14 protein-coding genes are annotated in these 15,647 nt (G+C 50.4%); 7 read left to right on the forward strand and 7 right to left on the reverse strand.

Translation table 11 applies throughout. The annotated features are described in order from the left end of the window. Positions 1-30 precede the first annotated feature (30 nt). Positions 31-198: a hypothetical protein gene (locus MRY86_RS11230; protein ID WP_293563364.1), complete on the forward strand. Its 168-nt coding sequence runs from the start codon at positions 31-33 to the stop codon at positions 196-198. Positions 199-256: 58 nt separating this feature from the next. Here MRY86_RS11230 and bamA read toward each other — a convergent pair whose 3' ends face one another. Both bamA and MRY86_RS11240 read right to left on the reverse strand, forming a co-directional pair. Further along, positions 257-2,842: an outer membrane protein assembly factor BamA gene (bamA, locus tag MRY86_RS11235; RefSeq protein ID WP_293563363.1), complete on the reverse strand. Its 2,586-nt coding sequence runs from the start codon at positions 2,840-2,842 to the stop codon at positions 257-259. A gap of 239 nt (positions 2,843-3,081) precedes the next feature. After that, on the reverse strand, positions 3,082-3,831 hold the full coding sequence (locus tag MRY86_RS11240; RefSeq protein ID WP_293567824.1) for an isoprenyl transferase: 750 nt from the start codon (positions 3,829-3,831) through the stop codon (positions 3,082-3,084). 287 nt (positions 3,832-4,118) lie between these two features. Between MRY86_RS11240 and MRY86_RS11245 the strand changes: the two genes are divergently transcribed. Continuing rightward, entirely contained in the window at positions 4,119-5,834 is a 1,716-nt protein-coding gene (locus MRY86_RS11245; RefSeq protein ID WP_293567822.1) for a M3 family oligoendopeptidase, read from the forward strand. Between the two features lie 92 nt (positions 5,835-5,926). On the opposite strand, the gene MRY86_RS11250 is transcribed toward MRY86_RS11245, so the two are convergent. The 4 genes from MRY86_RS11250 to MRY86_RS11265 form a co-directional block, all read right to left on the reverse strand. Next, positions 5,927-7,705 (reverse strand): Ig-like domain-containing protein, encoded by a 1,779-nt coding sequence (locus MRY86_RS11250; RefSeq protein WP_293567821.1) that lies wholly within the window; start codon positions 7,703-7,705, stop codon positions 5,927-5,929. A 17-nt stretch (positions 7,706-7,722) separates the two neighbouring features. Further along, positions 7,723-8,172, reverse strand: a complete 450-nt coding sequence (locus MRY86_RS11255; protein ID WP_293567819.1) for a hypothetical protein — start codon at positions 8,170-8,172, stop codon at positions 7,723-7,725. A 110-nt stretch (positions 8,173-8,282) separates the two neighbouring features. After that, on the reverse strand, positions 8,283-9,239 hold the full coding sequence (locus MRY86_RS11260; RefSeq protein WP_293567818.1) for a pyridoxal-phosphate dependent enzyme: 957 nt from the start codon (positions 9,237-9,239) through the stop codon (positions 8,283-8,285). Beyond that, a complete protein-coding gene (locus MRY86_RS11265; RefSeq protein WP_293567816.1) occupies positions 9,239-9,454 on the reverse strand; it encodes a hypothetical protein in 216 nt (71 codons plus the stop codon). Before MRY86_RS11265 ends, MRY86_RS11260 begins: the two co-directional genes overlap by 1 nt. A gap of 153 nt (positions 9,455-9,607) precedes the next feature. Between MRY86_RS11265 and MRY86_RS11270 the strand changes: the two genes are divergently transcribed. Together MRY86_RS11270 and MRY86_RS11275 are read left to right on the forward strand one after the other, a co-directional pair. Next, complete coding sequence (locus tag MRY86_RS11270) at positions 9,608-10,093, forward strand: hypothetical protein (protein ID WP_293567814.1); 486 nt, start codon at positions 9,608-9,610, stop codon at positions 10,091-10,093. A 6-nt stretch (positions 10,094-10,099) separates the two neighbouring features. Beyond that, entirely contained in the window at positions 10,100-10,894 is a 795-nt protein-coding gene (locus MRY86_RS11275; RefSeq protein ID WP_293567812.1) for a hypothetical protein, read from the forward strand. Between the two features lie 5 nt (positions 10,895-10,899). Here MRY86_RS11275 and MRY86_RS11280 read toward each other — a convergent pair whose 3' ends face one another. Then, the gene (locus MRY86_RS11280; protein ID WP_293567810.1) at positions 10,900-11,544 is read right to left on the reverse strand and encodes a carboxypeptidase-like regulatory domain-containing protein; all 645 of its coding nucleotides are present in this window, start codon (positions 11,542-11,544) and stop codon (positions 10,900-10,902) included. A 243-nt stretch (positions 11,545-11,787) separates the two neighbouring features. Here MRY86_RS11280 and MRY86_RS11285 point away from each other — a divergent pair, with 243 nt between their 5' ends. The 3 genes from MRY86_RS11285 to MRY86_RS11295 all read left to right on the forward strand — a co-directional run bounded on the left by MRY86_RS11285 (position 11,788) and on the right by MRY86_RS11295 (position 15,461). Then, the gene (locus MRY86_RS11285) at positions 11,788-12,609 is read left to right on the forward strand and encodes a prohibitin family protein (protein WP_293567808.1); all 822 of its coding nucleotides are present in this window, start codon (positions 11,788-11,790) and stop codon (positions 12,607-12,609) included. Between the two features lie 257 nt (positions 12,610-12,866). After that, positions 12,867-14,111: a geranylgeranyl reductase family protein gene (locus MRY86_RS11290; protein WP_293567806.1), complete on the forward strand. Its 1,245-nt coding sequence runs from the start codon at positions 12,867-12,869 to the stop codon at positions 14,109-14,111. 360 nt (positions 14,112-14,471) lie between these two features. Next, positions 14,472-15,461, forward strand: a complete 990-nt coding sequence (locus tag MRY86_RS11295; protein ID WP_293567804.1) for a succinylglutamate desuccinylase/aspartoacylase family protein — start codon at positions 14,472-14,474, stop codon at positions 15,459-15,461. Positions 15,462-15,647: the final 186 nt, after the last annotated feature.

The raw sequence follows: 15,647 nt of genomic DNA on the forward strand, positions 1-15,647 counted from the left end.
AAAAAGCGCACCTTTGCGAAAAACACAACAATGGGGTACAAAAGCCGAAAACGAAACTTCAGGAGCCGCCGGGAGCGCTTCCAGGATACCATGCGCAAAACCCGCTTGTTTTTCCTGTTCCTCTTCATTGCCATTCTGCTGTATGGCTTTATGAACCGCCACGATATCTGGGCCTATCTCAAGACCTATATGTACTAAATAAAAACGGGGACAACCTTGATGGCTGCCCCCGTTTTCCGTCTTTGGTTGCGGTAGATTATTCCGGCTCGAAACCAAGTATGATGTTGAAGTTGCCTAAGCCCTGAATGGTCCGCTCTGCACCCGGCTTGTCGAAGCCAATACCATAGTCGAAGCCAAGTGTGCCAAACATCGGCAGGAAGACCCGAAGGCCAAGACCGGCTGAGCGGCGGAGGTCAAAGGGATTGTACTCCCGGGTGGACCTCCAAGCGTTACCCCCCTGTGCAAAAGCGAGAACGTAGATTGTTGAGCTCGGATTGAGGGAGAGTGGGTACCGGAGTTCTACGGTAATCTTGCTGAATACCGGAGTAGCCAGTGTTTGACCAGGACGTGCCGGATTTATATTGGCAGGCAGCTCTGTTTCTTCGTAGCCCCGCAGTGAGATAATATCCACACCCTGGAAACCAAACTGCTGGTTATTAATACCATCACCGCCCAGCAGGAAGCGCTCAAATGGGGAGGTGCCCAAACGCGAGTCGTAAGAGCCCACCATACCGATTTTGGCCTGAGCTTTGAAAATGAGGTCGCCCACAATCGGCGTATACCAATCCGCATCGAACCGCCACTTGTGGTATTCCACGAAGCGGAAACGTTCCTGTACTGGCTCAGAAGCGTAGTCCCGGTCGGGATTGAAAAGGGAATAGGGTGGGGTAAATTGGACCGAAAGCGAAATCCGTGATCCATCTTTCGGGAAGATCGGGTCACTGACCGTGGAGCGTACCAGCGTCTGTGTAATACTGAAGTTATTAAACTTTCCATCATTCACAAACTCATTCTGGTCTGTAGTGAACGCTTGTCCACGCCATTCATTCAGGGTGAGTTGCTGTAGATTTAGAGCCGTGCTGGTGACGAAGTTGTCATCTGGCCATCTCAGGCGCTTACCCAGGCTCACAGATAGCTGAGCGATGCTGAGGCTGCTGGGATTATCTCCAAATCCTTGAGAAAATTTATTGTAGAAACCAGCTACTGTAAGGGAGTTGGGCTTCTTGCCGCCCAGCCAGGGCTCGGTAAAGGTAGCGTTATAGGACTGGAAGAAGGTACCGTTGGTTTGCGCACGCAACGACAGGCGTTGGCCATCCCCCTGTGGTAGCGGGCGCCAGGCTTCCTTGTTGAAGATGTTGCGCATGGAGAAGTTGTTGAACGAAACCCCCAGCGTGCCAATCACCCCCTGAAGGCCACCCCAGCCTGCTGAAAGCTCTAACTGGTCAGAGGGTTTTTCCTCAAGCGTGTATTCGATATCCACGGTGCCCCGCTGCGGGTTGACCGGCGTGTTGATACCCAGCGTCTCCGGATTGAAGTAGTTGAGGTTCATCAGTTCCCGCTGCGAGCGGATGATATCGGAACGGCTGAATTTCTTGCCCGGCAGTGTCCGGAGCTGACGGCGGACGACATGCTCGTGCGTGCGGTCATTGCCTTTGATCACCACTTTATCGATCGTCGCCTGAGGACCTTCAAATATTCGGATTTCCAGGTCGATTGAGTCATCTTCTACCGCCACTTCGATAGGGTCTACCTGGAAAAAGAGGTAGCCATTGTCCATGTAAAGTGTACTGACATCCCGGCCATCCTGACTAAAGCTCAGGCGGGTTTGCAACAGTTCCTGATTGTAAATATCTCCTTTGGAGATGCTAAGCACGTTAGCCAGGGTTTGCTCATCGTAAATCGAGTTGCCTTTCCACGCAATATTGCGGAAGTAATACTGATTGCCTTCATCAATATTGATTTGGATGTTAAGCAAGCCGTCTTCATCCCGGTAGAGACTATCGCTTTCAATCGCCGCATCCCGGTAGCCCAGCGTATTATAAAAAGCGATGAGGGCTTCCTTATCTTCCTCGTATTCGTCCATGATGAATTTGGAGGAGGCGAAGAGGCGGCGCTTCTCTTTGGTGTCCTCCATTTTTTTGCGCAGCTTCTTGCCCTTGACGTTGTCGTTGCCCACAAAGTTGATATTGCGGATTTTCACTTTGTCCTTACGGTCTATATCAAAGACCAGGCGGACCGAGTTCGGGCGGATGGAGTCCGGGATTTCCCGAACGGTGGCTACTGCATCCAGAAAGCCTTTGCCTATAAAGTAGTCTTCAATGGCTTCGCGGGCGTTGGTCTTGACGTTTTCAGTCACAATCCCGCCTTTGAGCAAGTACTTGTTCACCTCATCATTGAGGTCATCGTGGACAGATTTTTTTACGCCCTGATACGAGTGGCGGGTGAGGCGGGGCCGTTCCTGAACATGGATTTCCAGGAAAACGATATCGCCGATGGTCTTTTCCTTGACGATTTTGACATCCGTAAAGAGGCGGAGTTTCCACAGGGCTTTGATCGCTTTTTGGATTTTTGGCCCCGGAATACGGATTTTATCACCTACCCGAAAGCCCGCGATACTGATCACGGCGTTGTCATCACTATAGTTTGCGCCGACAACTTTAATGCCGCCGATTTCGTACTCCAGTGGTTCGCCGTATTCGAGTACCGGGATACTGTCTTGATCAGCTTGTGCCAGGAGTGGTAAACTTAGTGCCAGGAGAGACAGGCTCATCAGGCACTTTAAAAAAAAGGCTTTTGTCTTCATCTGCATGGAATCGCTTTGCAGGTATGTCAATTGTTTCATGTGCTTCTGTTGCAAGTTGCTGTGCTTCTAAGCGCTCCCAAAACAGGGGCACAACTGGCGCATTACTTGTCGGAGGCCACTTTTCACTGGCCTTCAGTGGATTTGCCCGCAAAAATAAGCGTTGTAATCAGCAAAACCGCATATTCCGGGGGCGGATTAGAAAAAACTACCCTAAGGGGACGCCTTGCTGACGCCAGAGGTTGTATGGGCGCTGTGAAAATCTCCTTTTACAGCCTGTTTTACACCAATTGTTCACTGGTTTTCCCAAATCGCCGTTCCCGCCGCTGATAGTCGATAATGGCCTGGTAGAAATGAGCTTTCCGAAAATCCGGCCAGTAGGTGGGCGTGAAGTAGAGTTCGGCGTAGGCAATTTGCCAAAGCAAGAAATTGCTGATCCGGGTTTCTCCGCTGGTGCGGATGAGGAGCTCCGGGTCAGGTATACCTTTGGTGCTGAGGTGATGCCCCAGGGTGTCCTGATCAATATCTTCCGGTGCCAGTTCCCCGATTTTAATCTTTTCGCTTAGCCTTTTGGCGGCTTCCGTGATTTCCCACCGGCCACTGTAATTGAGTGCCAGGACCAGCGTCATCCGCTTATTGTCTTGGGTTTTCGCAATGCCGTCGAGCAGGGCCTTGTGGGTGATATCCGGAAGTTTGGAAAGGTCACCGATGGCTTTAAGGCGGATATCGTTTTTATTGAGGGTTTCGATTTCTTTCGATAACGTTTCCACGAGCAGACGCATCAGTGCACCAACCTCCAGCTTAGGGCGTTTCCAGTTTTCTGTGGAAAAAGCATAGAGTGTAACGTATTCTACCCCCAGTTCGGCAGCAGCCTCTGTGACTTCCCGTACGGCGGTTACCCCATTTTTGTGGCCGAACACCCGTGGTTTGCCATGCTGCTTGGCCCACCGGCCGTTGCCATCCATAATGACTGCAATGTGGCGGGGAAGTTTGCCGAGGTCTATTTGTGATTTTAATGCTTGCTGTTCCACATCATCGCTTTTGGTCTGACCGGCTAGTCCTTAAACTTTTGATCCATGCAGCCTGTTAAGCAACTGCCTGAATTCTAAGCAGGCTAAGATAAGGTCAGGATTGGGGAAACAGCCACAAATGTACACACTTTCCGACCAAGTAAGGGGAAGATAGGCTCTAAATTGTCTTATCTTTGTTCTCCTTTAGCAGTGCTAATGGCCGGGATTGGTTTTTTCTTTCCGTTCAGAGGCAACTGTCTCTCGATAAACCTTACCGCTTTGTTATCTCATTGAAAGCTGCAACAACTATGCAAACCTTAGCCGTGAATACAACATTTGACCAATTTGAATATAAGCGCCCCGATTTTAAGCGCTTCGAAGAAGACTTCCAGACTGCCCTTGATGCTTTTGAGCATGCGCATAACGCAGAGGAACAACACGAAACCCTGCGCCACATCAACGATTTGCGCAATACCTTCTCGACCATGTACAACATCTGCATGATCCGGCATACGATGGACACCAGAGATGAGTTCTACGAGAAGGAAAATGAGTACTTCGACCAACAAACTCCGGCTTATCAGGGGCTGGTCAATAAATTCTATGCTCAGCTCCTCAACGCAAAATTCCGGCCCGAGCTGGAAGCGCGATGGGGCGCACAACTCTTCCGTATTGCCGAGCAGAGCCTGAAAACCTTTGATGACGCTGTGCTGGAGCTGCTGCAGGAAGAGAATAAACTGAGCAGTCAGTACACCAAGATCAAAGCTGGCGCAAAGATCGAGTTCCGCGGCAAGGAGGAAAACCTGTCTTCCATCATCAAGCATGAGACGGATAAAGATCAGGCGACCCGCCGGGAAGCACAGCTCGCCAAGTGGGGCTTTTATGAAGCCAATGCAGAAGCCATTGAGGGGGTATTCGACCAACTGGTCAAGGTCCGCCATCAGATTGCCAAAAAACTGGGGTATGATAACTTTATCGGACTGGCCTACGACCGTATGCTGCGTTCCGATTACAACCCGGAGATGGTAGCCAACTTCCGGGAACAAGTCAAGACGCACATTGTGCCCATCGCGCAGCAGCTGTACGAACGGCAGCGTAACCGGCTGGGGCTGGACAGACTCCGCTTTTACGATGAAGACCTCCGCTTCGCCTCCGGCAATCCGGACCCTAAAGGCGAGCCGGGCTGGATCGTAGAGCAGGCAGAGCAAATGTACCGGGAGCTTTCACCAGAGACGCATCAGTTTTTCCGCTTCATGCAGGAAGCCAAGCTCATGGACCTGGAAACCCGCCCCGGCAAAGCCACTGGAGGGTACTGCACCTTCATCGATGGCTACAAAGCGCCGTTCATTTTCTCCAACTTCAATGGCACAAGCGGCGATATCGACGTGCTGACCCATGAAGCCGGCCATGCCTTCCAGGTATACAGCAGCCGGGATCAGGGTATCGGGGAGTACGTTTGGCCCACAACGGAGGCCTGTGAGATACACTCCATGAGCATGGAGTTCTTCACCTGGCCCTGGATGGAATCCTTCTTCAAAGCAGACACCGAGAAATACAAATTTGGCCACCTTGCGGGCGCTATCCACTTCCTGCCTTACGGGGTGGCCGTGGATGAATTCCAGCATTTCGTGTATGAAAACCCGGACATTACGCCGGAAGAGCGCAACGCCGGCTGGCGGCGGATTGAGCAGAAGTATCTGCCACAGCGCGATTACGATGGGTATGAATTTCTGGATGCCGGGCGTTTCTGGCAGAAGCAAAGCCACATCTTCAACGTGCCCTTCTACTACATCGACTATACGCTGGCGCAGATTTGCGCCTTCCAATTCTGGAAAAAAGATCAGGAGGGGCATGAAACGGCCTGGAGTGATTACCTGCGGCTGTGCCAGGCGGGCGGCAGTCAGTCCTTCCTGGAGTTGGTCCAGCTGGCTAACCTGCGCTCTCCCTTCGAGGATGGCTGCGTCGCTTCAGTAGTGGATGTGATCAAAGACTGGCTGGAACAGGTGGATGACCGCTCGTTCTAGTGGATTGAGCTGTAAATACTTAGCCACTTAACCCCGGCAGCAGTCGGGGCAGTAAGGGCTTCTGGAGCAATAAAACGAGCAGGCAATACAGGCTAGTTTTTCTCAATCCGGTCCCGTACGGAAGGCGGTAAGTTATCCAGATTGCGTAGGGTGTCCACAGCGGTGCTGTCTGTAGCAGTCGAATCTATCGCCGTTAATTCCGGCCGGGCAAGAGGCGGCTGCCGTTTTTGCCGGGCTTGCTGTTGCATCTGGTCCAGCGTAACGACGGCTTCAAGGTCCCAGTTGGCCCGGAGCTGTTCCAAATCGCGGGTGTACATGAGCTCAGGTTGCCGGTAGGTGTCATAAAGGCCGGAATCCCAGCGCCCGTTGCCATTCCAGTCCTCGGTAAGGCGTACCGTGAAGGTAGCCGGGCGCAGGTATCGGAGTTCCTGCTCGAAGCTCGTTTGCCCGGACACTTTGTAGGTGTGAATGACGTTTTCCCCATCCATTAATTCAATAATGTAAGCCGAGTCGGCGGAGAGGCTGTCTACGGTCAGGAACAGGTTGCCATAGTTCTTCAGCAGGTCCACATTGATATCCTGCAGGATGGTGTCGGACTTCAGGCTATAGATATCGGTTACGGCACCGGGCATAAGCTCCAGCGAATAGGGTTTGCCTGACTTCCATTTGTAGTCCAGAACAAGGGTGCGTTGCCCATTTGTATCCAGGCTGAAGGAAGGCCTCACCAGGGTTTTGGAAGTATCTTCGTATAACTGTATCAGGTTCGTATCGTAGGCTAGTATGGGGTGGTTGAAAGACAGGGCTAGCGGTTCCCTGGGATGCTGTTTGCTGCTGCCGCCCCTTCCTTCAAAGGTGAGTGTTGCATTCTCCAAAAAAGCAGTCCGGTCGCGCACCCGCACATCAATCGTGTCGTAAAAAACAGTATCCTGCTTTATATAAATCTGCCAGGGCTGATCAGTGGTGGTTTCGTACCAGATTTTGGTGGTATCCGGTTGATTTTCGTAGATGACTTTCCGCTGACTGATATTTTCGTGGGTGATGTCAACGTCATCGGGGCGCGGCTGATTGAAGGCGATTCTGACCCGCCCGTACTGACTGTCGTCACCGGTAGTCAGGCGCAGCGGCAGCGCTTCTGTAAACATTCGGATAGAAAGGGAAGGCTGAAGGCTGTCGCTGACCACAAGCAGGCTGTCGGGGAAGCCTATGGCCTCCTGCGCCTGATCGAAAAGGTAGTTAAGGTTGTTGTCCAGCAGCGCAAACCCCTTGAATGTATCTGCCTTCACATTACGGATGATAAACTGCCCGTCGGCGCTGGTTCGGCCGAAGTAAAAAGGGCGCTCGGTCCTTACTACAGAGTCAGCCGTATTGTCGTAAAGCAAAAACAAAGCTCCTTCAATCGGTTGAGTAGTCCGTGCATCCACGATGATGCCGCGAACGCTCAGGGAGTCGATGTAGTCACCGGTAGAAAAAACGTAGCGCACGTCCTGCGCCGGGTTCCGTTCAGTAATATCCTGTATGGCTTCTCCAAAATTGATAGCATAGGTGGCATTTTCCCGTAGTTCTTCCTGCTCATCAAATTCAAAGATGATGGTTTTGCCCTTGATGGAGAGCTCGTATTTGTACTGCAGGGGCGGGGAGATGATGACCTGATTAAAGGCATCGCGTATTTCCACCCACTCATTGAAGGTGAGTTCAATAGGCGATTTTTTGTAGTTGGTTTGATAGTTGCGGGAAGATTTTTCCGGCACTAGTTTGGGGGGCGTTTCGTCCCTGGGGCCACCCTCGGGCCGGCCAGGGTTAGCGCATTGCCAAAGCAAAAAGCCAGTTAGGGACAGCAGCAAAAACCGAAACAGCGTTGTCTTGATTTGCATAAAAAGAGGCGGTACGTTTAGCGGTCTTCTTCCACTTTGACCACATCGGTCAGGGCGTAAATCAGGCGGTTGATGTCATCGGCATTGAGCTCCAGCTTACCACGGATGGTGATAGGCTCAGCGGTGTACTCAATAGGCTCATTGGCAAACACCTCCATGACCGTTTCCGGACCGGCTCCACCGCAAAAAAAGCACATATTGTAGGGGTAGGCAGAAAAGATGAATTCCTTATGCCCTTTATAACCTTCTACCGGAATGATGTAGCCCCGTACGTCTACGGTTTTACCGTCCATCGCCAGCACATCCTCACTGAATACCGGGACATCCACCTTGAAGCCCATCATCTCGTTGTATTCCTTTTTGAAGGTGATTTTGGACAGCGTTTTCCAGGTCTTGCCTTGTGCTTGTACCTGAAGGGCAACGCTGCTCAGTAAAAGGGTAGACATGGCGATCAGAAAATTTCTCATACCGGATATTTAGCTGGTTTTGAGGCCCACGGTGATATTACCGGGCTACAAAAGTAACGTTTCAGCAGGGGAATTGTGTTTAAACTTAAAGTTAATAATGGGAACAATTCCTAAAACGGCAGCCGGTCCAGGTCCACGTTCCCGCCTGTGAGGATTACGCCGACTCGCTTTCCTTCGAACACTTCGGGGTGTTTGAGAATGGCCGCAAGGGGGACGGCACAGCTGGGCTCAATGATAATCTTCATGCGTTCCCAGATCAGCCGCATGGCTTGCAGGATTTCAGTCTCTGAGACTAGGAAGAGGTCGTCGAGTTCCCGTTTCAGGATGTCAAAGGTCTTTTCGCCCAGGTTAGTCCGCAGCCCGTCGGCAATGGTATCAATAGTGGTATTGGATTCCAATTGCCCGCTCCGGAGGGAACGGTAGGCATCGTCAACGGCTTCCGGTTCTGCTCCGAATACCTTTACGCCTGGGGCAAAGTAGCGTGCACTCAGCGTGGTGCCGCTCATGAGCCCGCCACCACCAACGGGCGCAATCAGTATATCCAGCCCTTCCACATCTTCCAGCAGCTCTTTGGCGCAGGTCGCCTGTCCGGCAATGACGTTGTAATCGTTGTAAGGGTGGATAAAAGTAGCGCCGGTTTCCTCAACTACCGTTTGCAGGGTGCTTTCCCGGGCAGCGAGGGTGTTTTCGCAGGAAGTGATTTGTGCCCCGTAGCTTTCGGTGGCCGCCCTTTTGGCAGCGGGTGCGTTCTTTGGCATGACGATGTAAGCCGGTACGCCCAGCATTTTTGCGCTAAGCGCCACCGCCTGTGCATGATTGCCTGAAGAGTGAGTAGCCAGGCCTTTCCGGCGCTCTGCTTCGCTCAGCCGTACTGCAGCGTTGCTGGCGCCGCGCATCTTAAAGGCGCCCACCTTCTGAAAATTTTCGCACTTAAAGAACAGGGACGCACCAGCCCTTTCATCAATGGCAGCACAAGTCAGTACCGGTGTCCGGTGAATGAGCGGCTCAATCGCCTCGTGGGTGGCTTCGATATCCGCACGAGTGGGAATAGCAGTAAGGGGTTGCATTATTGGGGGCCTTTCTTTTGTGATAAACGAAAGCTGCGGATGATGACCATCAGCGCAAGGGTAAAGAGGATAATAAAAGGCAGCCAGCTGCCGATTTCGTAACCGATTTGATAGCCTGAGGAGGTGGTGTCAACCCCTTCCGCTTGCGCCAGCGTCAAAGTTGTAAGGCTAACAAAAGCCAGAAAAAGGAGCGCCCGGCTAAGGAAAACTTGCATAATCAGTTATATTATAGTTTGGAGTGCAAAGATAAGGTTATCTTTCCGGTAGGAATAAGGAAAGCGATCCGGCAACGTTAAAGAAAAGCCAAAATAGCCGTATCTTTCTACCATCACAATCCCTTAAACCGTTAAATGGTCAAAAATAAAACCATGAAAAACCTCAAGATTACCTTATCCTTTCTTTTCGCCATTTTGGGTGTTCAGTTTGCGTTTGCGCAGGGCCCGTTGGAGTATTGCAACAACCGTTTCGGCTTTTGTGTGGAGTATCCGGGAGACCTTCACCTGGCACAGGACCGTCCAATCAATGGGGATGGTATCACACTGGAAGCAGAAAACGGGACCATACAGCTGGTCATTGCAGGCTCTCACAACGTCATGGACTGGACCCCGGAAAAAATTTACAGCTTTGAGAAAGAAGCTTTTCAGGACAAACACCAGGTAGGGACGAAAGAACTGAAGTACGAAGCGGATGCCGGCGGTTTCCAGGCCATTCTGGCGGCCGGTGCCGACGTGGAAGCTATCCGGATGTGGGCCCGCAACGGAGTTTATGTGCTGATCAGCATCACTGGCCCTCAGGCGAAAACCCGTCAGATCGAAGCGCTCTGGAACCAAATTAACGTGAAGTTCAACACTTAAATCTATATGGACTTTCTGGTTACGGGAGACCGCAGTATATTCTTTTACTTGTTGCTCTTTTTTCTGCTGGTCGGAGTTGTACAGGCGCTTATGGTAGGAGCCCTGTTCTTCTTCAAGCGATCCGGTGACCGAAGGTCAAATTGGTTCTTTGGGGTGCTGCTCATCACCTTTGGGCTCACCCTTATCCACAATATTTTCAATTTTATCGAGCTCTACGAGATCTGGCCGGAGGGGAAGTTCCTGCCGCTCTATTTTACGTTGTCCTTTCCGGTCCTGCTCTTTTTTCACGCCAAGTTATCGCTTTACCCTTCCTATCAGCTCCGGTGGACAGACGCCAAACATTTTATCCTGCCGATCGGGCAGCTGTTGTTCTTTGTTGTTATGTTTTTGCAGCCAGTGGCGGTGAAAGCCGCAATGGGGCGGGTTTACTTCAATCCATTTTACGGCGCTTTTGAACAGGGGCTTTACCTGACGTCTTTTTTCGCCTATCTCTATTTTGCCTATCGCTACATCCGGCAGCGGCAGCTGGAAGTCCGGCGGGAGCGCAATCCGCATGAGTGGCGAAAAGTATTATACCTGCGTACATTGGTCCGGGTACTGCTGGTGCTCTATATCATCCACACCGTTTTCGTACTCACGGACTTCGTGTACTATGAATTTCTGGAAATCAATCTGCGTGCCGTAAAGTCTTATGTGGCCCTGGGCATGCTATCCTTTGCTGCCCTGGGGTATTGGATAGGCACCTACGGCTTTCAGGTGCTCATTTGGGGGCGAAAAGTTTTTGGGAAGGCGAACAGCTAGAAGTGTTACTCGTCTTTGTCCTTTTTCTTAAAGTCTCCCGCTTTCCAAGAGTCAAAGAACCGCTTCCACGCAATAGGGTTGAAGATATTCATCGGCGGCTGCTGTCCAATATGGTAGAAGTCGCGGGACTGCTGCCGTAGGTAGAAATCTGCGTTTTCCCGGCCATCTGGTACGACCTCATTCCGCATACGGCGCAAGGCATCATTGGCCAGATTTTCCTGTGCACGCGCCTGTAGTTCCGGCGTTACATCCATCGCAAGGAATTCCAGTTTGAAATGTTCACGGCTTGGCCAGGGGAAAACGACCGTCTCTGGCAGATTGATGGCGTCCTGTGTCATCAGCTGCACGATAGAATAGCGGTCTTCATCGAGGTCTTCAGGGATTTGGTATTCTACGGTTTTGTAGCCAATAGCAGAAAAAACTATGATGTCCCCTTTTTCCACCACAATGGAGAAGAAGCCACGCAGATCGGAGTAGGTGCCCCGCCCTTTGTCCTTAACAAGAATATTGGTGTAAGGCACCGGGAAGAGTTGGTCATCAGTCCCATCGAGGACCATCCCGGAGAACTGTACCAGATTTTTATTTTGCTGTGCATTCAGGCTTAGCGCTCCCAGCAGAAAAAGGAAAAGTATGGAAAATCGGATATTCATATTATGCTTGGCTTTTTCCTAATGTACCAATTTTAACGGTACATCATCACTATATAAGACTACTCAGGTCAGTCAAAGGTTTGTTAAGCTCCTCATAAACCCGAACGAATGTAGAAAATATTTGGCAGTTGGGCGGTTTTGGGCGGGTTGTTACTATAATAGGCAAAACCCGATTTCCTAAAAGTTGTTATCTTAACAATCAGATGCCAGCGAGGTATCTCATTTCACCAATTAAAATCAATTATGAGCCAAAGTAAATTAATCACATACGGCATCATTGTCTTTGTAGCCCTTATCGCTATCCTGACCTTCTCTAACGCGACTTTCCTAACCATTGAGGCTGGAGAGCGTGGGGTTCTTTTCCAGCGCTTCGGTGGAGGACTGGACCGCGAAAATATCTACAACCCGGGCTTTCACGTGATCGCGCCCTGGAATATTATGTATGTCTACGATATCCGGGAAAAGCAAATTGACGAGGACATGAAAGTACTGTCTGCAAATGGTCTGAACATCCAGGTAGATGTCACCGTACGTGTAAATCCGGATTACAATAATATCGGTGACCTTCACGAGAAATTCGGGCCACAGTATATTGAAAGCCTGGTCAGGCCAGAGGTTCGTTCTTCTGTGCGTGAAGTCATCGGGCAATTCTCACCGGAAGAACTCTATTCTACCAAGCGCAATGAGGTGCAGGCATTGATACAGGAAAACCTGCAAGAAAGCCTGGGTGGCAACTTCATAGAGTTGCGGGCAACCCTGATACGCAATATTGAACTGCCGGATAAAGTACGTACAGCTATTGAGACAAAAATCGAGGCGGAGCAAAAAGCCCTGAAGTACGACTACATCCTGCAGCAGGAGCGCAAAGAGGCTGAGCGGAAGATTATCGAGGCGGAAGCTAAAGCAGAGTCCAACCGCATTCTAAGTGCCAGCCTGACCGATAAAATTCTTCAGGACAAAGGTATTGAAGCCACGTTGCAGTTGGCTAACTCTCCGAACTCAAAGGTCATCGTTGTCGGTGGCGAAGGCGGCAATGGCTTGCCATTGATACTGGGTGGGAATTAAAAAGCAAAGTTTTGTTATTCGCAATGTTGTTATGTCACAAAAAATGATAAAACACTGTGAATACAGGGTAGCCCCATGAAAATGGGGTTTGAAACTTTGTCTGTGCCCCCTATCTTTGTATCAACAATTTGATATTATCGTGCAATCTTTAAGGATTGCAAGGTAAGGGGGAATCACGGTGCGCCCGCTAGAATTAACCTTCTGGTGGGCGCACGTTTTTTTGGCTTTGTGTATATTAGCGCACTTAACTCCCTCCTATGCAATTGACCACTGATGCATGTATTATTGGAGCGGGTCCGGGAGGAGCCGCCACCGCCCTTAAGCTCAGCTATATGGGAATCCCATCTGTATTGCTGGACAAAGCCTCCTTCCCAAGAGATAAGGTATGTGGTGATGCCATCAGCGGAAAAGTAACCACCCTGCTTAACCGGCTTGACCCGGATATCCTCAAGCGATTTAATGCAAGCCCTGTGCAGTCAGACGTGTGGGGCATTCAATTTGTCTCGCCCAATAACCGGGCACTCAACATTCCATTTCGGCCGAATTACGTCCGTAACGCCGCTGAAGCCCCCGGATATGTCACGAAACGAATGGATTTTGATCATTTTTTGGTCAAAGAAGTGGAACGCCGGGACAATATCCGTTTTTTTGACAAAACAGAAATTGTCACATTTAAGCGCACTGAAACCGGCTGGTTTGTGAGCAACAAGTCAGGCGATCTTACGGTGAACTGCCGGATGCTGATTGTGGCAAATGGTGCCTACTCGGCATTCAGCCGCAAAGAGGCAGGGCTTGAAAAAGACAATAAGCACTATGCCGCAGCAGTCCGGGCGTACTACCGAAACGTCAAAGCACTGGATAAAGATAATTTCATCGAGTTACACTTTATCAAGTCTATCACACCGGGCTATTTCTGGATATTCCCCCTGCCAAATGGAGAGGCCAATGTAGGGCTGGGTATGCGCAGCGACATCCTCAATCGCCGGAAAGTCAACCTCCGGAAAGAGATGCTGCAGTTGCTGGAAACCCACCCTGTTCTGAAAGAGCGCTTTAAAGGGGCTGAGCTGGTTGGTGATATTAAGGGCTTTGGGCTGCCCCTGGGGTCGAAACGGCGGGCAATTTCCGGGGATCACTACATGCTGGTGGGAGATGCCGGGCACCTGGTGGACCCGCTCACCGGTGAAGGCATTGGCAATGCGTTCTACAGTGGCTTTATCGCTGCCGAACAGCTGGAGCAATGCCTGAAAGCCAACGACTTTTCCGCAGCTTTTCTGAAAGCTTACGACAAACGGGTGGACCGTGTGCTGGGCTCTGAAATGCGCCTAAGCTACCGATTGCAAAAAATGCTCATGTACCCTTTTATCGTTAACCTCATCGCCAGTGTAATTGCCGGCAACCAAAAAGTAATCGAAGTCCTGTCTGGCATGTACAATGACTTTAGCCTGCGTGAACAATTGGTGCGCCCGGCCTTCTGGTTGAAAATGTTTTTTCAAAAAAAATAGCGCCTCCAGCCAACCTTTAAATGTCAATTTCCCTCCTTATCGTAATTAAATTGGCGAAAGCGTCATTTTGTCGGTGACTGGCATTGAATCTTTCAGGATTATTCATTATTTTGGAGCATATTGAAATAATCTTACGAGCTACCTCGTCAGCACAATAAAAATCGACTTTCAGAGTTATATATATCAAATTGACTTTTAACGTTGGTTTAAAGTTTCATAAACTAGTGAGTGTAAAGCGGCAGCTTTCTGTTTATTCAGGGAGCTGCCTTTTTTTATCGCTTACCTGTAGCGTTTTTCCGAAAACTGGAGTAAGTTCCTGACCTTTATAAGCATTTAGTCTGTTAATTACCGAAAAACGCAATGTACCAGTCTGCAACCTACGCTGTCCTTTCTGAATTGGACCCTGGCCAAGTGCCTGCAGGGGCTATTCAGAAGTATTGGCTGCATATGATCACAGATGGGGTAGGTGCTCCGGTGCGCGTGCCAGTATTGATTGCCCGGGGTAAAAAAGACGGGCCGGTGGTGGGGCTGACCGCTGCTATCCATGGCAATGAGCTCAATGGTATACCGGTCATTCAACGCCTGTTTGCTACCCTTGATGCCGATCAGTTGTCCGGAACGGTAATTGGAGTACCTGTCATGAACATTCCGGGGCTCATGCTGGAACAGCGTAAGTTTAATGATGGAGTAGACCTCAACCGCATCGCTCCCGGTGATCCTGATGGCAACCTGAGCCAGGTCTACATCTACCGTCTTATAGAGCGGGTATTGCGGCACTTTGACTACCTGATCGACTTGCATACTGCGAGTGCCGGCCGCATCAACTCATGGTACATCCGTGCGGATATGAGCCAGCCCCAAACAGCCCGGATGGCTATGCTGCAAAATCCGGAAATTATTCTCCACAATACTCCCAATGATGGCACTTTCCGCGGTGCAGCCGCTAATCTAGGTATACCTGCCATCACGCTGGAGCTTCGGGACCCACATGTTTTTCAGCATGATGTGATCAAAGATGCCCTACTCGGGGTCCGAAATGTTCTGTACGACTTAGGTATGCTTAAGGGACAGGTCGAACACACGGTGGAAACCATTCTGGTATGCCCTACATCTAATTGGTGGTACACGGACGAAGGGGGCATTCTTACCGTTGTCCCAAAGCTGGGGCAACTCGTAGCGCCGGGCGATACCCTGGCGGAAGTCCGTTCGGTTTTTGGTACCCTGACGAAGACCTACCGCAGTGATAAAAAGGGCGTGATCATCGGCAAAAGCGTTCATCCGATCAACCCTACCGGCAGCCGGATTGTCCACCTTGGCCATGATCCGAAAATCGTACCCTGTAAGGTTTGAATGCCCTGATAGAACTTTAGACTGCTCTGGCCAGTTGATTCTATACGCAATATGAAGTGGTCGCCGACGATAAATGTTGGGATCTTGGATTTGCGACATCGGAGCAAGCCGCTTCCCAGCGTAAATGCTCGTACGTTTGTTAATAGTACAAAAGTTCATTGAAAATCATAGATTGGCAAGACCTCA

Source organism: Phaeodactylibacter sp., assembly GCF_022763345.1.
GTDB lineage: Bacteria > Bacteroidota > Bacteroidia > Chitinophagales > Saprospiraceae > Phaeodactylibacter.